At 71.6% G+C, this 17,985-nt stretch carries 20 protein-coding genes; 4 read left to right on the forward strand and 16 right to left on the reverse strand.

Translation table 11 applies throughout. From position 1 onward, the window contains the following. Positions 1-19: 19 nt before the first annotated feature. A complete protein-coding gene (locus ABLM29_RS12670; RefSeq protein WP_349714478.1) occupies positions 20-1,195 on the forward strand; it encodes an EscU/YscU/HrcU family type III secretion system export apparatus switch protein in 1,176 nt (391 codons plus the stop codon). On the opposite strand, the gene purQ is transcribed toward ABLM29_RS12670, so the two are convergent. Both purQ and purS read right to left on the reverse strand, forming a co-directional pair. After that, positions 1,164-1,832 (reverse strand): phosphoribosylformylglycinamidine synthase subunit PurQ, encoded by a 669-nt coding sequence (gene purQ / locus ABLM29_RS12675; RefSeq protein WP_349714479.1) that lies wholly within the window; start codon positions 1,830-1,832, stop codon positions 1,164-1,166. The genes ABLM29_RS12670 and purQ overlap by 32 nt on opposite strands. Then, positions 1,829-2,074, reverse strand: a complete 246-nt coding sequence (gene purS, locus ABLM29_RS12680; RefSeq protein ID WP_349714480.1) for a phosphoribosylformylglycinamidine synthase subunit PurS — start codon at positions 2,072-2,074, stop codon at positions 1,829-1,831. Before purS ends, purQ begins: the two co-directional genes overlap by 4 nt. Before the next feature lie 123 nt (positions 2,075-2,197). On the opposite strand from purS, the gene ABLM29_RS12685 reads away from it, so the two are divergent. Further along, entirely contained in the window at positions 2,198-2,683 is a 486-nt protein-coding gene (locus tag ABLM29_RS12685; RefSeq protein ID WP_349714513.1) for a YflT domain-containing protein, read from the forward strand. Positions 2,684-2,727: 44 nt separating this feature from the next. On the opposite strand, the gene ABLM29_RS12690 is transcribed toward ABLM29_RS12685, so the two are convergent. Further along, positions 2,728-3,642: a phosphoribosylaminoimidazolesuccinocarboxamide synthase gene (locus ABLM29_RS12690; RefSeq protein ID WP_349714481.1), complete on the reverse strand. Its 915-nt coding sequence runs from the start codon at positions 3,640-3,642 to the stop codon at positions 2,728-2,730. A gap of 80 nt (positions 3,643-3,722) precedes the next feature. On the opposite strand from ABLM29_RS12690, the gene ABLM29_RS12695 reads away from it, so the two are divergent. Together ABLM29_RS12695 and ABLM29_RS12700 are read left to right on the forward strand one after the other, a co-directional pair. Continuing rightward, entirely contained in the window at positions 3,723-4,085 is a 363-nt protein-coding gene (locus ABLM29_RS12695) for a hypothetical protein (protein ID WP_349714482.1), read from the forward strand. Positions 4,086-4,226: 141 nt separating this feature from the next. After that, complete coding sequence (locus ABLM29_RS12700; protein ID WP_349714483.1) at positions 4,227-4,547, forward strand: antibiotic biosynthesis monooxygenase family protein; 321 nt, start codon at positions 4,227-4,229, stop codon at positions 4,545-4,547. 79 nt (positions 4,548-4,626) lie between these two features. On the opposite strand, the gene ABLM29_RS12705 is transcribed toward ABLM29_RS12700, so the two are convergent. The 13 genes from ABLM29_RS12705 to ABLM29_RS12765 all read right to left on the reverse strand — a co-directional run bounded on the left by ABLM29_RS12705 (position 4,627) and on the right by ABLM29_RS12765 (position 17,903). Next, complete coding sequence (locus ABLM29_RS12705; RefSeq protein ID WP_349714484.1) at positions 4,627-5,085, reverse strand: aromatic ring-opening dioxygenase LigA; 459 nt, start codon at positions 5,083-5,085, stop codon at positions 4,627-4,629. 194 nt (positions 5,086-5,279) lie between these two features. Beyond that, positions 5,280-6,539 (reverse strand): ABC transporter substrate-binding protein, encoded by a 1,260-nt coding sequence (locus ABLM29_RS12710; RefSeq protein ID WP_349714485.1) that lies wholly within the window; start codon positions 6,537-6,539, stop codon positions 5,280-5,282. A 65-nt stretch (positions 6,540-6,604) separates the two neighbouring features. Beyond that, a complete protein-coding gene (locus ABLM29_RS12715) occupies positions 6,605-7,741 on the reverse strand; it encodes a branched-chain amino acid ABC transporter permease (RefSeq protein ID WP_349714486.1) in 1,137 nt (378 codons plus the stop codon). Then, entirely contained in the window at positions 7,738-8,625 is an 888-nt protein-coding gene (locus ABLM29_RS12720; RefSeq protein WP_349714487.1) for a branched-chain amino acid ABC transporter permease, read from the reverse strand. Before ABLM29_RS12720 ends, ABLM29_RS12715 begins: the two co-directional genes overlap by 4 nt. Continuing rightward, positions 8,622-10,454, reverse strand: coding sequence for an AMP-dependent synthetase/ligase (locus tag ABLM29_RS12725; protein WP_349714488.1), 1,833 nt, complete (start codon positions 10,452-10,454; stop codon positions 8,622-8,624). The genes ABLM29_RS12720 and ABLM29_RS12725 overlap by 4 nt, the downstream gene beginning before the upstream one ends. Continuing rightward, a complete protein-coding gene (locus ABLM29_RS12730) occupies positions 10,451-11,362 on the reverse strand; it encodes an ABC transporter ATP-binding protein (RefSeq protein WP_349714489.1) in 912 nt (303 codons plus the stop codon). Before ABLM29_RS12730 ends, ABLM29_RS12725 begins: the two co-directional genes overlap by 4 nt. Further along, positions 11,359-12,147 (reverse strand): ABC transporter ATP-binding protein, encoded by a 789-nt coding sequence (locus ABLM29_RS12735; protein ID WP_349714490.1) that lies wholly within the window; start codon positions 12,145-12,147, stop codon positions 11,359-11,361. Before ABLM29_RS12735 ends, ABLM29_RS12730 begins: the two co-directional genes overlap by 4 nt. 108 nt (positions 12,148-12,255) lie before the next feature. Further along, positions 12,256-12,714: an SRPBCC family protein gene (locus tag ABLM29_RS12740; protein WP_349714491.1), complete on the reverse strand. Its 459-nt coding sequence runs from the start codon at positions 12,712-12,714 to the stop codon at positions 12,256-12,258. A gap of 15 nt (positions 12,715-12,729) precedes the next feature. Further along, positions 12,730-14,148 carry an adenylosuccinate lyase gene (gene purB, locus ABLM29_RS12745; protein ID WP_349714492.1) on the reverse strand — a complete coding sequence of 473 codons (1,419 nt, stop codon included), beginning with the start codon at positions 14,146-14,148 and terminating at the stop codon, positions 12,730-12,732. A gap of 305 nt (positions 14,149-14,453) precedes the next feature. Further along, a complete protein-coding gene (locus ABLM29_RS12750; protein WP_349714493.1) occupies positions 14,454-14,969 on the reverse strand; it encodes a GNAT family N-acetyltransferase in 516 nt (171 codons plus the stop codon). 8 nt (positions 14,970-14,977) lie between these two features. Then, entirely contained in the window at positions 14,978-16,261 is a 1,284-nt protein-coding gene (purD, locus tag ABLM29_RS12755; protein ID WP_349714514.1) for a phosphoribosylamine--glycine ligase, read from the reverse strand. 31 nt (positions 16,262-16,292) lie between these two features. Then, positions 16,293-17,213, reverse strand: a complete 921-nt coding sequence (locus tag ABLM29_RS12760) for an alpha/beta hydrolase (protein WP_349714494.1) — start codon at positions 17,211-17,213, stop codon at positions 16,293-16,295. A 102-nt stretch (positions 17,214-17,315) separates the two neighbouring features. Beyond that, positions 17,316-17,903 carry a TetR/AcrR family transcriptional regulator gene (locus ABLM29_RS12765; RefSeq protein ID WP_349714495.1) on the reverse strand — a complete coding sequence of 196 codons (588 nt, stop codon included), beginning with the start codon at positions 17,901-17,903 and terminating at the stop codon, positions 17,316-17,318. Positions 17,904-17,985: the final 82 nt, after the last annotated feature.

The raw sequence follows: 17,985 nt of genomic DNA on the forward strand, positions 1-17,985 counted from the left end.
TGCGAGGGGAGGTGGAGCGATGAGCGCGGACGCCGGCGGCGAGAAGACCGAGAAGCCGACACCGAAGCGGAAGAAGCAGGCCCGCAAGGACGGTCAGGTCCCGCGCACGGCCGAGCTCGGAGGCTGGCTCTCGGTGCTCGCCGTGGCGCTGATGATGGGCCCCCTGCTCGACCGCGAGGCCGATGCGCTGACGACGATGCTCGGGGTCAACCTGCGTGCGCTGCAGGACCCGGAGCCGGCGCTCGCGCTGACGCTCCTGGGCGAGGGCGCCCGGCACGTCTTCGTCACCCTGCTCATCCTCGGCTCGACGGTGATGCTGATCGGCGTGCTCTCGGCGATCGCGCAGGGCGGCTTCTTCCTCTCCCCCAAGCTCGTCAAGCCGGACCCCAAGAAGCTCAGCCTGCTCAAGGGCGCGAAGCGGGTCCTCGGCCCCCAGGCGTGGTGGGAGGGCGCGAAGACCCTGATCAAGAGCTCGATCGTGGCGATCATCGCCTACCGCGCGGTGCTCGCGATCATGCCGCTGGTCGGCGGCTTCATGCCGATCCAGACGGTGCTCAGCGAGCTCGGCGACCAGGTGACGAACCTGTTGATCACCGCCGCCCTCGCCGGCCTGGTGATGGCCGCCGCCGACTACGCGATGTCGCGCCGGCGGATCGGCAAGCAGGTCAGGATGAGCCACCACGAGATCAAGCAGGAGCACAAGCAGACCGAGGGCGACCCGCTGGTCAAGAGCGCGATCCGCAGCCGCCAGCTGGCCGCCGCCCGGAACCGGATGCTGGCCGACGTCGCCGACGCCGACGTGCTGCTGGTCAACCCGACCCACGTGGCGGTCGCGCTGCGCTACGACCCCGAGAAGGGCGCGCCCCGGGTGATCGCGCGCGGGGCGGGGGCGATCGCGGCGAAGATCCGCGAGCGGGCGGACGAGGCGCGGGTGCCGACCGTGCGCGACGTCCCGCTGGCCCGCGCGCTCTACCGCTCCACCGAGGTGGGGCAGGAGATCCCGCGCGAGCTGTGGGCCGCCGTGGCGCAGGTCCTGGCCTTCGTGCTCAGCCGGCGCACGAAGGGGCAGTACGGCGGGGAGCACCGCTCCCCACGGCGTACCGAGGACCTGCCGGAGGTGCTGGCCCGCGGCCGCCGGGCGCGCGGCTCGTCGGGCGCCGGCGTCAGCCGAGGACCGACGCCGCCAGCGAGGTGAAGAAGCCCAGGCCGTCGGTGCCGGAGCCGGTCAGCTCCTCGACCGCGTGCTCGGGGTGCGGCATCAGGCCGACCACGTTGCCGCGGGCGTTGGTGACGCCGGCGATGTCGTTCATCGAGCCGTTGGGGTTGACCTCGAGGTAGCGGGCCACGACCTGGCCCTCGCCCTCGATCCGGGCGAGCGTCTCGGCGTCGGCGACGAAGCCGCCCTCGCCGTTCTTGAGCACGACCCGGATCTCCTGGCCGACCTCGTAGGCCGACGTCCACGGCGTCCGGTTGTTCTCGACGCGCAGCAGCTGGTCGCGGCAGACGAACTTGCGGTGGTCGTTGCGGATCAGCGCGCCCGGGAGCAGGTGGGACTCGCAGAGGATCTGGAAGCCGTTGCAGATGCCGAGCACCGGCATGCCGCGGCCGGCGGCCTCGACGACCTCGGTCATCACCGGCGCGAACCGGGAGATCGCGCCGCAGCGCAGGTAGTCGCCGTACGAGAAGCCGCCGGGGAGCACGACCGCGTCGACGCCCTTGAGGTCGGCGTCGCCGTGCCAGAGGGCCACGGCCTCGTTCCCACCGATCCGGACGGCGCGCTGGGCGTCGACGTCGTCGAGGGAGCCGGGGAAGGTGACGACGCCGATCCTCACTGCTCGACGCTCACCGTGTAGTTCTCGATGACCGGGTTCGACAGGAGCGTCTCGGCCATCTGGTTCACCTCGGCGAGCACCTCGTCGGTGATCTCGCCGGCGAACTCCAGCTCGAAGCGCTTGCCCTGACGGACGTCGCTCACCCCGGTGAAGCCCAGACGGGGCAGTGCGCCCTGGACGGCCTTCCCCTGGGGGTCGAGGATCTCGGGCTTGGGCATGACGGCTACGACAACTCGGGCCACGCGGAGATCATAAGGGCGGGAGCCCCCGGGGACAGCATCGGGCGAGACCGCGGGCCGCGGTCCCTCGTGCCGCGCCCGTGGGTGCGGCAGACTGGGGAGGTGACCAACTTCGCGCGCGCCGGCATGACCTCCTCTCCGCTGGGCCTGCAGTTCCCGCAGTCCCTCGCCGTGTACGACGACTACGCGGCCGCGCAGCGCACGGTCGACTACCTGGCCGACCAGAAGTTCCCTGTCGAGCAGTGCATGATCGTCGGCACGGACCTCAAGCGGATCGAGCGGATCACCGGCCGCCTCAGCACCGGCCGGGTCGCGGTCGGCGGGATCATGTCGGGCCTGTGGATCGGCCTCTTCATCGGGCTGATCTTCAGCATCTTCACCGAGGAGGGCGTCTTCAGCGTGATCGCCTCGACCATGGTCATCGGCGCCGGCTTCGGCGTGATCATGGCGCTGGTCGGCTACGCGTTCACCCGCGGGCGCCGCGACTTCTCCTCGATCACCCAGGTGGTGGCGACCAGGTACGAGGTGCTGGTGGAGCACAAGAGCGCGGCGCAGGCGCGCGAGCTGCTGGCCGGTCTGCCCGGCGCGCTGCCCAACCCCTTCACCGAGTAGCGCGAGTCGGCACAAGCTGACGGTCAGTTTCTGCCGGCTCGGCGTCAGAACGTCTCGCCGGTGAGGCGCTCGTAGGCCTCGATGTAGCGGCTGCGGGTGCGCTCGACGACCTCGGCGGGCAGCGGCGGCGGCGCCTCGCCGGACGACTTCACCCAGCCGCTCTCGGGCGAGAGCGCCCAGTTGCGCACGATCTGCTTGTCGTACGACGGCTGCGTCTGCCCCGGCTGCCACTCGTCGGCGGGCCAGTACCGGGAGGAGTCCGGGGTGAGCACCTCGTCGGCGAGCACCAGCCCTCCCGCGGCGTCGCCGGTGAGCACGCCGAACTCGAACTTGGTGTCGGCGAGGATGATGCCGCGGTCGCGGGCGATGCCCTCCGCGCGGCCGTAGACAGCGATGGTGAGGTCGCGCAGGGCCGCCGCTCGGTCGGCGCCGACGGTGGCCGCGACCGCCTCGTAGGAGACGTTCTCGTCGTGGTCGCCCAGCGCCGCCTTGGTCGCCGGCGTGAAGATCGGCGCGGGGAGGCGGCTGCCGTCCTCCAGGCCGGGCGGCAGCGCGATGCCGCAGACCTCGCCGGTGGCGCGGTAGTCGACCAGGCCGGAGCCGGTGAGGTAACCGCGCGCGACGCACTCCACCGGGAGCATGTCCAGCTTCTCGCAGATCACGGCGCGGCCGCGCACCTCCGCGGGGATGTCGGCCGGGTCGGCGCTGACGACGTGGTTCGGCACCAGGTCGGCCAGCTGCTCGAACCACCACAGCGACGTGCGGGTCAGGATCTCGCCCTTGCCGGGGATCGTCGTCTCCAGGACGTAGTCGAAGATCGAGAGCCGGTCGCTGGCCACCATCAGCAGCTTGCCGGCGTGCGGCCCCTCGGTGAGCTCGTAGAGGTCACGGACCTTCCCGGAGTGCAGGTGGCGGGCGCCGGGGAGCGCCGGGGCGGGCGGGATGTTCGCGAGCGTCACGGGGTCCAGCCTAGTGACGTGGGGCCGCCCGGCCGGGGGGTGGCTGCCCGTCCCCGGGGCCGAGGTGGCACAGTGTGGCCATGTTGGAGTCTGCGGAGACACCCCTTCAGGTTCCCGGCGTCGCCCCCGAGGCGATCGTCTGGGAGGACGAGATCTGGGTCCTCGCCCGGCACGACGCCGGTGCCAAGCTGGGCCTGACGCTGCACCACCGCGAGCCGGAGGCCCTCGGCCAGCTCAGCGACGACCACGCGTCGCAGCTCGGCCGGATCGGCAACCGCCTGGTGCGGATCGTCGAGAACCTGCCCGGCGCGGGCGCGGTCGAGCTGGGCCGCAACCCGGACGTGCACGCGAAGCTGTACTTCGAGGTCGAGGACGTCGCGGACGACAGGCTGTCCGAGATCGCGATCAAGCTCGCGAACTGGGGTGGCGTCGCCCGCGCCTGACGGGTCCGGTGGTTTCGAGGCTCGCTTCCCTCGGGCCTGACGGGTCTGGTGGTTTCGAGGCTCGCTTCGCTCGCACCTCAACCACCGGAAGGGCTCGCGATCGCCCACGTCGGGCGACCGCGGAGCCCCTAGGCTCGGGGCATGCCCGTCGTGAAGATCAACGCCATCTCCGTGCCGCCCCAGGCCGGCCCCGAGCTCGAGAAGCGCTTCGCCGCGCGCGCCGGCGCGGTGGAGGGATCGCCCGGGTTCCTCGGCTTCCAGCTGCTGCGGCCCACCGCCGGCGAGGACCGCTACTTCGTCGTGACGCAGTGGGAGGACGAGGAGTCCTTCGCCGCCTGGCGCGACGGCGACGCGCGCGCCGCGCACGCCACCGCACCCGGCGAGGCGCCGCGCAAGCCGGTCTCGACCGGCGCGGACCTGCTCGAGTTCGAGGTCGTGCTGGACGTGAGGCCGACCGCCTGAGCCCACGCCGAGCCCACACCACGGCTCCGGCGGTCGCGGGCCGTCCGCGACCGCCGGAGCCGGCGGAGTCGCTCCGGCGCTACTCCGTGGCCGGCTTGGAGAGGCTGAGCAGCGCCCAGCCGACGAGCACGAACATCACGCCCAGCCCGGCCACGAGCGCGGCGACGCCGAAGGCGACCACGGACGTGAAGAGGCTGGCGCGGAGGAACGACGCGTTCATGACGGTCGGCCGGCGCTCGTCGTCCTGCGCGAGCTCGGCGTAGGTCTGGCCGTCGGCGATCTCCTCCGCGTGCTTGGCGATGATGTCCGCCTGCGCGAAGGCGGAGAACGGTCCGTTCACCTCGTCGCCGCCGAGGAAGTCGGCGTCCTCGGAGACGGTGATCTTCTCGTCGCCGAGGGTGGAGGAGACCATGGCGTAGGTCCCGATGCCCACGACGAAGAAGATGGCGCCGAGGACGATCAGGATGATCGAGACGATCTTGACGGTGTTGTTGCCCTTGGTGCCGGCCGGAGCGGCCGGAGTCTGCGGTTCGCTCATGGAGCCACCAAACAGCACGCTGACGTGCGGCGGCAAGGGACTAACGGCGTGGCGCAGGGTAGGAATTTCGACCCGGACATGCCGACCCGCCAGTAACTTCCGCCCCAATCGGCACAGACGACACACGCCAGAGCGGCCCGCCACGTCGTCGTGGCGGGCCGCTCGGTCGCGCTGGTGCAGTCGTCAGAAGCGGGTCACTTCATCAGGTAGCAGGGCTCGGTGAACTCGTAGGCCTCCGCGGTCGGGCCGGTGAAGGCCTCCACGGCGACCTTGACCTTGTCATCGGCCTTCGGGTCGACGGCGTTGAGCTGGGTGACGCGCACGGCGTCCTCGTTCGGGTCGCCGGCCCAGTTGCCGGTGCCGTCGGGCAGGGTGCCCTCGCTGTCGATGCCGGTCAGGCTGTTCGCGGTCTCCACCATGCCCTCGCGGGTCAGGGCGTCGTCGTCGATCGCCTTCTCCAGGATCGCCTTCATCACGTAGCCACTGCCGTAGCCGATCGCGTACCAGTCGTTGGGCGCCATGTCCCCCGCGGACTCGCGCATCTTCTCCTGGCCGGGGGTGTCGGCGTTCCAGGTCGGGAACGAGGTGGCCTGCATGTAGAGCGCCTCGATCGCCGGCCCCGCCGGGGAGTCCACGATCGCGGTGTTCCACGTCGGGATCGAGCCGACGAACTGGCCGGTGAAGCCCTGCTGGGCCGCGCCGCCGATGACGGTGGCGACCTCGAGGGGGCCGGTGGAGATGATGACGAAGTCCGGCTTAGCCTTGAGCAGCGCGCCGACCGCGGCGGTCTGGTCGTCGCCGCCGTCCACCGTGCCGGTGGTGATGTCGGTGAACTTCAGGCCGCGCTCCTCCGCCGCGATCCGGGCGCCGACCATCGCGTCGTCGCCGTAGTCGCCGGGGAAGTGGACCGCCGCGATCGACTTCGCACCCTGGTCGGCCGCGTAGTCGACGACGTTCATCGCCTCGGCGCAGTAGCTGGTGCCGACCTCGATCGCGGTGTCCTCCCAGATCCAGTTGGAGCCGAGGGAGGCCGGGCCGACCAGGATCGACTCGTTGGTGGCGTCCTCGAGGATCGCGTTCGTCTGGGCCGTGCCCAGCGACTGCGCGACCGCGAGCACGTCGTCCTTGATCTCGTTGAAGAGCTTGGCGTGCTCCTCCGGGTCGTAGCCGGTGTCCTTGACGTACTCGGTCACGTTGACCTCGTAGTCGCCGACGCCGCCGTCCGCGTTGATGCCGTCCCAGAACGCCTTCTGCCCGGCGGTGAACGGCTCGCCGACCCCCTTGAAGACACCAGTGAGGTCGGTGAGGGTCCCGAGGTAGATGCAGCCCTTGCTGTCGTCGACGGCGTCCGGACACGCCTCGTCGGTGACGCCGGGCGCGGATCCCGCCTCGGTGTCGTCGTCACGGCCGCATCCGGAGACGGCCAGGGTCACGGTCAGGGCGGTTGCGAGCACGCCCAGACTTCTCGACCTTCGGATCACGGTTCCTCCTGGTTTTCCTTGTGTGGGTCGACCCCGTCTCAGTAGGAGAAGGGGAAGCTCTTCCAATAGGTGCGGACGCGGTGCCAGATGCCGAAGAGTCCGCGGGGCTCGAAGAGCAGGAAGGCGACGATCAGCACGCCGTAGGCGACCTGCTCGAACTCGAAGATGTTGGGGTGCTCGCTGGCCGAGCTGGACAGGAACGGCAGGTACGCCGGCAGCTCGCTGGCGATCCGCGGCAGCATCGCGATCAGCAGCGCACCCATGATGGTGCCGCTCACCGTGGCCACGCCGCCGATGAGCACGATCGCGATGAACTGCACCGACATCAGCAGGCTGAACGACTCCGGCGAGATGTGGCCGCTGACGGTGAACATCAGCGCCCCGGCGATCCCGGCGTAGAACGAGGAGAGCGTGAAGGCGACCAGCTTGTAGCGGGTCAGCCCGACGCCCATCACGCCCGCTGCGACGTCGCGGTCCCGGATCGCCGCGAAGGCGCGGCCCACGCGGGAGCGGGCGATGTTGCGCGCGGCCACCGCCGCCACGACCAGGATCACGAGGAACAGCCAGTAGAGCTTCTGCTCGTCGGTGTAGCCGCCCTTGAACCCGTTGTCGACCGCGAAGTCGATGCCGAGCAGCGAGGGCTCGGCGGCCCGGCGGCCGACGCCCTGGCCGCCGGTCAGCTCGGTCCACTCGAAGAAGACGTACTGGCCGATGAAGACCAGGCCCAGGGTGACCACGGCCAGGTAGAGGCCGCGCAGCCGGATCGCCAGCGGCGCGACCAGCGCCCCGAAGAGCGCGGCGACGATGCCCGCGCCGAGCAGCCACACGAGCGTCGAGTCGACGCCGAAGCCCAGGTAGCGCCCGTCGGGGTCGCCGGCCAGCGCGGCCGCCGTGTAGGCGCCGATGCCGACGAAGAAGGCGTGGCCGAGCGAGACCTGGCCGGCGTAGCCGGTCAGCAGGTTCAGCCCGAGCGCCCCGATCGCCAGCACCAGGCCGCTGCCCAGGATGACCAGCAGGTCGTCGGAGACGCTGAACGGCAGCAGCGCGGCGACGAGCAGGATGACGCCGACGCCCACCATCTTGGAGCGGGTGTTCAGCAGCGCCATGTCCTGGCCGTAGCTGGTGTAGAGCTCGGGACGGCCCCAGCGCGTCCGTTGGGTCTGCAGGGTGCTCATACCCGCTCCACCTCCTTGGTGCCGAAGAGTCCGTACGGTCTGACCAGGAGCACCAGCACCATCACCAGGTAGGGCGTGATCGACCCGAGGTTCGTGTCCAGGTTCGGGAACCAGTCCCGGTGGTAGGTCACGACGATCTGCTGCGTGACGCCGATGATGAGGCCGCCGAGGACCGCTCCGCCGAGCGAGTCGAGCCCGCCGAGGATGATCACCGGCAGCGCGGCCAGCGCGACCAGCCACAGGTTCTGGTCCATCTGCCGGCCCGCAGCGGCGAAGACGCCGGCGATCGCGGCCAGCGCCCCGGCCAGGCCCCAGGACACCGCGAAGACCGTGCCGACGCTGACGCCCTGCGCCATCGCGGCCTCCTGGTCCAGGGCCGAGGCACGCATCGCCAGGCCGATCGGCGTCCACTGGAAGAACGCGAAGAGCGCCGTGACCAGCACCGCGGTCACCACCACCGCGGCGATGTCGCGCTGCTCGATGGTCAGGCCGAAGACGTCGACCGTCTTCAGGCCCCAGGGGTCGCCGACCTGCCGCGGGTCGCGGCCGATGAAGGCGCCCGCGACCACCCGGACGATGACGTCGATGCCGATGGTGATGATCGCGATCACGAAGACCTGCTTGCCGACCATCGGCCGGATCGCGACCCGCTCCACGATCAGCGCGACGCCGGCGATGGCGATCGCGCCGACGATCACGGCGGGCCAGAACCCGATCGACGGCGACAGGTAGGAGACCAGCACCGCGCCGGCGAACATGAAGGCGGGCTGGGCGAAGCTGATCACCCGCATCGCCTTGTAGATGATCACGAAGCCCAGGGCGAGCAGGGCGTAGACGGCGCCGCGCCCCGCACCCCCGGCGACGGCCTCGAGGAACTCGTTCATGCGGCACCTCCGAGGTACATCGACTCGACCAGGTCGTGGAACATCGCATCGATGGCGGAGCGCTTGACCTTCTGCGTCGCGGTCAGCTCGCCGTCCTCGTGGTCGAGCTCCTTCGGCAGCAGCGCGAACCGCTTGAGCTGCTCGACCCGGTTGAAGCGGGTGTTGACCTCGTCGACCACGCCCTGGACCAGCTCGATCACCTCGGGCTTCTCGGTGAGGTCGCGGTAGGTGGTGAAGCCGATCCGCCGCTGCTGCGCCCAGTCGCCGACGGTGTCGAGCTCGATGCCGATCAGCGCGGTCAGGTACTTGCGGCCGTCGCCGATGACGACCGCCTCCTTGATGTACGGCGACGCCTTGAGCGCGTTCTCGATCTCCGACGGCGCCACGTTCTTGCCGCCCGCGGTGATGATGATGTCCTTCATCCGGTCGGTGATCCGCAGGTGCGTGCCCTCGACCCACTCGCCGACGTCGCCGGTGTGCAGCCAGCCCTCCGGCGTGACCGTCCGCGCGGTCGCCTCGGGGTCCTTCCAGTACCCCGCGAAGACCGCGTCGTGGCGGGTCAGGATCTCCCCGGTGCCCTCGTCGAGCTTCAGCTCGATGCCGTTGTGGGCCTCCCCCACCGTGCCGAGCCGGACGCGGCCGGGCCGGTTGGCGGTGGCGATCGCGGTGTTCTCGGTCATCCCGTACACCTCGTGCATCGGGACGCCGATGCCCATGAAGAACTTGAGCACCTCGGGCGCGATCGGGGCGGCGCCGCTGCTCGCGTGCCGCACCCGGCGCAGGCCGAGCCGGTCGCGCAGCGCGCGGTAGAAGAGCACCCAGCCGACGGCGTACCGGAGCCGGGTGGACAGCGTGTGCTGCCCGCCGTTGGCCGCCAGCGTGGTGCCGAGGGAGTCGGCCCGCTTCAGCCAGAAGTGGGCGTAGCGCCGCTTGAGCGGGGTCGCGGAGTCGAGCTTGATCCGCGCCGTGGCCAGCAGCTTCTCCCAGATCCGCGGGACCGCGAAGAAGAGGGTCGGCTGGATCTCGTGCAGGTTCTGCGGCACGGTCTCGATCGACTCGGCGAAGTTGACCTGGGTCCCGGCGCCGGCGTTGTACCAGGACGTCAGCACCCGCTCGGCCACGTGGCACAGCGGCAGGTACGACAGCGTCAGGTCCTTCGGGCTCGGCGGCGGGTCCGCGAACGGGCTGTTCTCCAGCACCGTCTCCAGCGCGAACTCGGCGTTGCGGTGGGTGAGCATCGCGCCCTTGGGCGGGCCGGTGGTGCCGGAGGTGTAGACGAGCGTGATCACCTCGTCCGGCTGGGCCGCCTCGACCAGCGCCTCCACGGCCCCCGGGTGCTCGGTGCGGTGCTCGCGACCGATCTCCAGCAGCCGCTCCCACGACATCAGCCGCGGGTCGTCGTAGTCGCGCAGCCCGCGCGGCTCGACGTACACGATCCGGCGCAGGTCGGGCAGGTCGTCGACCTCGAGCACCTTGTCCACCTGCTCCTGGTCCTCGGCCAGGTGCACGCAGGCGCCGCTGTGGCCGAGCATGTACTCGGTCTCGGCGGACGGGTTGGTCGGGTAGAGGCCGACGGTGGCGCCGCGGACGGCGACGCAGGCCATGTCGAGGATCAGCCACTCGGGCCGGTTCTCGCTCTGGACCGCGACCCGGTCGCCGGGCTCGACCCCGAGCGCCAGCAGCGCGTGACCGACGTCGAGGATCGACTCCCAGTACTCCGACCAGGTGATCTCCTGCCAGATGCCGAGCCGCTTCTCGCGCATCGCCACGCCCGTGGGGCGGCTGTGCGCGCGGTCGCGGATCCGGGTGACCAGGGTGCGGGTGGTCATGCGAGCGCCTCCTCGTCGTCGGTGGTGTCCTCGGGGCTGTCGCCGCCCTCGTCGCTGCCGTCGCCGCCGAGGTAGGCGCGGATCACCTCGGGGTCCTTCTGGATCACGGCGGGCACGCCGGTCGCGACCGGGGTGCCGAAGTCGACCACCATCACCCGGTCCGCGATGTCCATGACCAGGCCCATGTCGTGCTCGACCATGATCATCGGGATCTTCAGCTCCTCGCGGATGTCGAGGATGTAGCGGGCCATGTCCTCGGTCTCCTCGAGGTTCATGCCGGCCACCGGCTCGTCGAGCAGCAGCAGCCGCGGCTCCATCGCCAGCGCCCGGCCCAGCTCGACGCGCTTCTGCACGCCGTACGGCAGCATCCCGACCGGGAGCTTGCGCCACTGCTCGAGCTCGAGGAAGTCGACGATCTCCTCGACCCGCTTGCGGTGCCGCAGCTCCTCCGAGCGCGCCCGGCCCAGCCAGGCGATGGCGGCCAGGGTGCCGTAGCGGATGTGCTGGTGGCGGCCGAGCATCAGGTTGTCGAGCACGGTCAGGTTCGAGAACAGCTCGATGTTCTGGAACGTGCGGGCCATGCCGAGGCGGGCGATCGCCGGCGGCTTCATGCCGAGGATGTCGGTGCCGTTCAGCGCCACCCGGCCGCTCTGCGGCCGGTACACCCCGGAGAGCACGTTGAAGATGCTCGTCTTGCCGGCGCCGTTCGGCCCGATCACGGCGAACAGCTCGCCCTCGCCGACGGTGAAGCTGACACCGTTGACGGCCTTGACCGCGCCGAAGGCGAGGTGCACGTCCTCGAACTCCAGCACCGGTCGGGCGGTGGCGCCGGTGCTCGTCGGGTTGCTCATCTCGTCGCTCGTCTCGTCGCTGGTGGCGTCGGTCTCGCTGCGCATCGCGGCGCTCACGCGGCCCACCGCTTCCGCCGCCGGTAGTGCTTGACGCTGCGGAAGGACTTGGCGGCCTCGCCCTCGGCGCCCAGGCCGAGGTAGAACTCGCGGATGTCGGCGTCGTCGCGGAGCTTCGCGGCCTCGCGGTCCATCACGATCCGGCCGTTCTCCAGCACGTAGCCGTGGTCGGCGATCGCCAGCGCCATCGAGGCGTTCTGCTCCACCAGCAGGATCCCGGTGCCCTGGGAGTTGATCTCGACGACGATGTCGCGGATCTGGTCGACCACCTTGGGGGCGAGGCCCAGCGAGGGCTCGTCGAGCAGCAGGTAGCGCGGGTCGGACATCAGCGCCCGGCCGATGGCGAGCATCTGCTGCTCGCCGCCCGAGAGCAGGCCGGCCTGGCCGTCGCGGCGGTCGCGGAGCACCGGGAACAGGCCGTAGACCCGCTCCATGTTGGCCTTCAGGTTCCGGCGGTCGGCGTAGGCGCCGACGCGCAGGTTCTCCTCGACGCTGAGCTCCTTGAAGACCCGCCGGCCCTCGAGCACGTGCTTGATGCCGCGCCGGGCGAGCGCCGAGGGCCGCAGCTGTCCGACGGAGTCACCGTCGAGCGTCACCGACCCCTTGCGGATCTCGCCGTCGTGGACGTCCAGCAACCCGCTCAGCGCGCGGAGCAGCGTCGACTTCCCGCCACCGTTCGCACCCAGCAGGGCGACGATCTTCCCGTCCGGCACCTCCATGCTGACGCCACGCAGCGCCAGTACGACGTCGTCGTACACGACTTCCAGGTTCTGTACGGCCAGCACGCGAGCCCTCCAATGTGACGCGTCCCACAGGAACGTCCCGCAATGTAATGCGCATCACACTGGTTGGCAGCAGTCCCAGAGAAAAACCGAACAAAAACTAAGAAATCGTTATCTGCGCGTCGCCAACCGGGCCGCGGCACGCCGCAGATCGCTCCGAACGGCGGGAACGGCGAGCGCGGTGAGCAGGCGGCCCAGACCGGCGCCGTGCACCTCGAAGTCCGCCTCGACGCGGGTGCCCGAGGCGGACTTCGTGAGGGCGAGCGCGAGCGTGGCGCGGAACGGCCCGAAGTCGCCGGCCTCGGCCCAGTGGCGGGTGGCGCCGCCGCTGTCGCCGGTGTCGGCGGTGTCGGCGGTGTCGGCGCGGGTCGTCCGCATCCGCGGCCGGACCCCCGGGACGACCGTGACGTCGGTCCACGCCGTGCCCACGCCGTCCGGGCCGTCGGGGCCCGGGACGAGGTCGGCGACCGCGCGCAGGCTCGACTGCCACTCCGGCCGGTTCGCCGGGTCGCTCAGGTACGCCGCGGCGCGCTCGACGTCGACCGAAAGGTCGAGCGTGATCCGCGCCATCGGCTCAGGGGGCGGTCAGAGGATCTCGCCGGGCGCGTACGCCGCCGCGGCCGGGTGCCGCTCGACCCAGCCGGCGACCTGGCGGCAGACCTCCTGGGTCTGCGCGACCGCGGCGCCCGTGAAGGTGATCGGCTCCGCCACCAGGCTGTCCAGCTGGTCGGGCGTCAGCCCGAGGCGCTCGTCGGCGGCCAGCTTGGCGAAGACGTCGTTCTCGGCCTGGCCCTGGCGCATCGCCAGCGCGGTGCCGACCGCCGCCTCCTTGATCGCCTCGTGGGCGCTCTCCCGGCCCACGCCGTTGCGCACCGCGGCCATCAGCACCTTGGTGGTGGCCAGGTAGGGCAGGTAGCGGTCCAGCTCGCGCTGGATGACCGCCGGGAACGCACCGAACTCGTCGAGCACGGTGAGGAAGGTCTGGAACAGGCCGTCGACGGCGAAGAACGCGTCGGGCAGCGCCACCCGCCGTACGACGGAGCAGGAGACGTCGCCCTCGTTCCACTGGTCGCCGGCCAGCTCGCCGACCATGCTGAGGTAGCCGCGGGTGACCACCGCCAGGCCGTTGACGCGCTCGCAGGAGCGGGTGTTCATCTTGTGCGGCATCGCCGAGGAGCCGACCTGGCCCTCCTTGAAGCCCTCGGTGACGATCTCGTTGCCCGCCATCAGCCGGATCGTGGTCGCCAGGTTCGACGGCGCCGCGATCAGCTGGACGAGCGCGGAGAGGACGTCGAAGTCGAGGCTGCGCGGGTAGACCTGGCCGACGCTGGTCAGCACCCGCTCGAAGCCGAGGTGCGCGGCGACGCGCTGCTCGAGGTCGGCCAGCTTGTCGGCGTCGCCGCCGAGCAGGTCCAGCATGTCCTGGGCGGTGCCCATCGGCCCCTTGATGCCGCGCAGCGGGTAGCGGGCGAGCAGGTCCTCGACCCGCTCCAGCCCGATCATCAGCTCGTCGGCGGCGGTCGCGAACCGCTTGCCCAGCGTGGTCGCCTGGGCCGCGACGTTGTGGCTGCGCCCGGCCATCACGGTCGCCTCGTGGTCGGCCGCGAGGGCGCCGAGCCGGGCCAGCGTCGCGACGCCGCGGTCGCGGAGCAGCGCCAGCGACTGGCGGACCTGGAGCTGCTCGACGTTCTCGGTCAGGTCGCGGGAGGTCATCCCCTTGTGGATGTGCTCGTGGCCGGCGAGGTCGGAGAACTCCTCGATCCGCGCCTTCACGTCGTGCCGGGTGATCCGCTCGCGGGCGGCGATCGAGTCGAGGTCGACCTTCTCGACGACCGCCTCGTAGGCCTCGACCACGCCGTCGGGGACGTCGATGCCGAGGTCCTTCTGAGCCTTCAGCACGGCGATCCAGAGCTGGCGCTCGAGCACGATCTTGTGCTCGGGGGACCAGATCCGGGCCAGGTCGGCGGCGGCGTAGCGGGTGGCGAGGACATTGGGGACCGTCACGGTCCTCGATTCTCCCACGGGTCGGGGCGAGGGGCCCGATCGGTGGGGCCGATCCGGTGGGCCGATCGGCTGGCGGGACATGTAACACGCGGTTGCACGGGCTGGTCGGCCGTCGGCCGATGTAACACGCGGTTGCGTGTACTGCCCGGCTGTCCGCGTCGGTTCGAGCCCGTCGCGACGGGCTCGAACCGACGCGGACGACCGACCAGATCGGCGGACAGCGTGTTACATGCGCCGACGACCGGCCACACCCGCGGACAGCGTGTTACATCCGCCGACGACCCACCAGCGCCGCGGACAGCGTGTTACAGCCCCGCCCCGACCGGCCGCACCATCACCAGCTCGCCGTCCTCGGTCGTCCCGCGCAGCCCGGTGAACCCGTGCCGCGCCAGCACCTTGAGGCTCGCGGCGTTGGCCGGTGCGACGCTCGCCCGCACCCGCACCGGCCCAGCTTCCACCGCGTCGACCGCGGCCAGCAGCCCGCCGAGCGCCTCGGTGCCGATCCCGCGCCCGCGGCCGCGCGGCACGACGCCGTACCCGACCTCGACCTCGAGCACCCCGTCCGCCGCAGCGACGGGCCCGCCGAAGAAGCCGATCGACCCGACGACGTGGCCGGTCTCGGCCCACACGATCGACCGCGCGGACCACGGGTCGTCCTCGCGCCACAGCGCCACCGCGTCGACGTCGTCGGGGCGCGGGAACTCCGGGTGCCACTTGGGCAGCCGCTCCCCGCCGCGCAGCGCGCGCACCGTCGCCGCGTCCCACACCGGCAGCAGCAGCCGCGGCGTGCGCACGACCGGCGGCAGCGCCCACCCCTCCACCGGAGGTCTCAGTCCTCGAGGACCGAGGCGCCCTCGATCACCCCGAGCGGCTCCGCCGCGATGTCGGTACGACGCTGCAGGCCGTCGAAGGAGATCAGGTCGGCCGCTGCGTAGGCACGGGCGCGGGCGTCGGCGACGTCGTACCCGACCGCGCGGACCGCCAGCACCCGGCCGCCGGCCGTCACCAGCCGGTCCTCACCGTCCACGGACGCCAGCGCGGTGCCCGCGTGGATCACGTCGACGTCCTCGACCCCGTTGGCGGCGCCGACGCCGGCGATCACGTCGCCCTTGGACGACGACTCCGGGTAGCCGGCCGAGGCCAGCACGACGGTCACCGAGGCGCCGTCGCGGAACCGCGGAGCCTCGACCTCGCCGAGCCGCCCGGTGGCGGCGGCGTGCAGCAGGCCGCCGACGCCGCTCTCGATCAGCGCCAGCACCGGCTGGATGTCGGGGTCGCCGAAGCGGCAGTTGAACTCGATGACGCGCGGGCCGGCCGCGGTCAGCGCCAGGCCGACGTACAGGCAGCCGACGAACGGGGCGCCGCGGCGGTCCATCTCGTCCAGCGTCGGCTGGACCACCGAGGACATCACCACCGACGCCAGGTCGTCCTGCGCCCAGGTGAGCGGCGAGTACGAGCCCATGCCGCCGGTGTTGGGGCCGCGTCCGCCGTCGAAGATCCGCTTGAAGTCCTGGGCGGGCTGCAGCGGGTAGGCGCGCGACCCGTCGCAGACCGCGAACAGCGAGACCTCGGGGCCCTCCAGGAACTCCTCGATGACCACCCGGCCGCACGCCTCCGCGTGCGCCAGCGCCTCGGCCCGGTCGCGGGTCACCACGACGCCCTTGCCGGCGGCCAGGGCATCGTCCTTGACGACGTACGGCGCCCCGAACTCGTCCAGGGCGGCGGCCGCCTCCTCGGGCGTGGTGCAGGTGCGCGAGCCGGCGGTCGGCACGCCGGCGGCGGCCATGACCTCCTTGGAGAACGCCTTGGACCCCTCGAGCCGCGCGGCGGCCGCGGACGGGCCGAAGACCGCGATCCCGCGATCCCGCACCGCGTCGGCGACGCCGGCGACCAGCGGCGCCTCGGGGCCGACCACGACCAGGTCGACGCCGATCTCCGCGGCCAGCGCCGCGACGGCCGGACCGTCCATCGGGTCCACCTCGTGCAGCGTCGCGAAGGCGCCGATCCCGGGGTTGCCGGGGGCGGCGTGCACGGCGGCGACGCCGGGGTCGCGGGAGAGGGCGAGGGCCAGCGCGTGCTCGCGCCCGCCGGTGCCGACGACGAGGCAGGTGATCGGGGTGCTCACGGGGCCTGAGCCTAGGCGGTCAGGCGGTGGCATCCCCGTCCTGGTCCACACCGTCGGCGCCGTCCGCACCGTCCGCACCGTCCGCCCCGAGCCCGACCCGCTCCAGGAAGCCCAGCGTGCAGTCGGCCACCTCGCTCCAGTGGCGGTCGATCACCAGGGAGTGCCCGACGTGCGGGATCTCGATCAGCTCGGTGACGTGGTGGGGGTTCTTCTTCTGCTGCTGGTAGGCGGCGTTGCTCAGGGCGAACGGGACGATGTGGTCCTTCTCCCCCGTGACCACCAGCAGCGGGCCGCGGGCGGGGTTCTTCTTGTCCACCTTGGTCACCGCCCACGGGTTGAGGTTGGCCGAGGCGGCCTCGAAGAGCGGTCGGGCCGGCGCGGGCACGTGGAACTCGTCGTACAGCGCCCGCGCCTCGTCGGGCTCCACCGCGTTGGCGAACCCGTAGCGGAACTCCTCGTAGGTCAGCAGCACCGTGCGCTTGATGTTGAGCGGGTTCCCCAGCACCGGCAGCGACGACTTGAGCGTGGACAGCGGGAGCGGCAGCACGCCCTGGCTCGGCGCTGGGTCGATCGCGACGGCGCCGGCGGCGACGCCGCGGCCGGCCACCATCTGCACCAGCAGGCCGCCGAAGGAGTGGCCCACCAGCACCGGTGCCCGGTCGAGGCCGGCGACCACCTCGGCGACGTGGTCGGCCACGTCGGTCACCGACGTGTTGGCCAGCGCGTCGGCGTACACGCGGGCGCTCGCGACGTCGGTCTGGTCGCCGGGCCAGTCGACGGCGACCGTCGCGTAGCCGCGCTCCTCGTAGCGGGCCCGCCAGCGGTCCCAGCTGCCGGCCAGCAGCCACAGGCCGTGCACGAAGACCACCGGCGGACGACCGGAGTCGTTGGCGGCCGCGACCTCCGCGGCCTCGCGGGCGGTGACGGTGGTGGCGCTCATGCTCGTTCCTCGGCTCGCGGGACCAGGGTCAGTGCCAACGGTCCCGCGAGGGCCCGCGCCGCGCAAGGGTCGGCCTCATCCGCTGAGCCCGATCCATCCGGGTCAGACGGCGACGAGCTCGGCCTGGAGCAGCTGCTCCACCCAGGAGTCGTACGTCGCCTTGGTCAGCGTGTCGCGGCGCACCACCTTCTGGACGGCCAGCCCGTCCAGGATCGCCGTGATCCGGGCGGCCGTCGCCACCGGGTCGGCGCAGGTGAACTCGCCCGCCTCGACGCCCTGCTCGATCAGCGTGCGGACCGCGGTGCGCCACCGGTCGTCGATCTGCTGGATCGACTTGGCGAGCGAGTCGTCGCGCAGGGAGTTGCCCCAGCCGTCGATCCAGAGCCGCCACCCCTCGGCGTCGCCGTCCGGGCCGTAGAGCTTGATCAGCGCCTTCAACCGCCGCATCGCGGTCGAGCGCCGCGCCACGATCCGGTCGAGGTCCTCCAGGTCGCGCTCCATCGCCCGCGGGAACGCCGCGAGAAGCAGCGCCTCCTTGGTGTCGAAGTGGTAGAAGATCAGCCCGGTGCTCACGTCGAGCGCCTTGGCCACGTCGACCACCCGCGTCTCCGCGATCCCGCGCGAGCGCATCTGCTCGATCATCGCCTCGATGATCTCTTCCCGTCGCAGGTCGACCCTCTTGCGCGCCACGCGCGACAGGCTACCGGCTGGCGGCGGGGTGGCTGTCAGGGGCGATGGGAGCGGCCGTCAGGGGCGATAGTCCCTGACGAAA

The organism is Nocardioides sp. YIM 152588 (genome assembly GCF_040191335.1).
Lineage (GTDB): Bacteria > Actinomycetota > Actinomycetes > Propionibacteriales > Nocardioidaceae > Nocardioides.

Coding starts and splice junctions, on each gene's coding strand:
- ABLM29_RS12760 (WP_349714494.1), bottom strand. CDS start 17,213: ATGAGCGCCACCACCGTCACCGCCCGCGAGGCCGCGGAGGTCGCGGCC.
- ABLM29_RS12720 (WP_349714487.1), bottom strand. CDS start 8,625: ATGAACGAGTTCCTCGAGGCCGTCGCCGGGGGTGCGGGGCGCGGCGCC.
- ABLM29_RS12715 (WP_349714486.1), bottom strand. CDS start 7,741: ATGAGCACCCTGCAGACCCAACGGACGCGCTGGGGCCGTCCCGAGCTC.
- ABLM29_RS12705 (WP_349714484.1), bottom strand. CDS start 5,085: ATGAGCGAACCGCAGACTCCGGCCGCTCCGGCCGGCACCAAGGGCAAC.
- ABLM29_RS12725 (WP_349714488.1), bottom strand. CDS start 10,454: ATGACCACCCGCACCCTGGTCACCCGGATCCGCGACCGCGCGCACAGC.
- ABLM29_RS12700 (WP_349714483.1), top strand. CDS start 4,227: ATGCCCGTCGTGAAGATCAACGCCATCTCCGTGCCGCCCCAGGCCGGC.
- ABLM29_RS12740 (WP_349714491.1), bottom strand. CDS start 12,714: ATGGCGCGGATCACGCTCGACCTTTCGGTCGACGTCGAGCGCGCCGCG.
- ABLM29_RS12695 (WP_349714482.1), top strand. CDS start 3,723: ATGTTGGAGTCTGCGGAGACACCCCTTCAGGTTCCCGGCGTCGCCCCC.
- ABLM29_RS12670 (WP_349714478.1), top strand. CDS start 20: ATGAGCGCGGACGCCGGCGGCGAGAAGACCGAGAAGCCGACACCGAAG.
- ABLM29_RS12685 (WP_349714513.1), top strand. CDS start 2,198: ATGACCTCCTCTCCGCTGGGCCTGCAGTTCCCGCAGTCCCTCGCCGTG.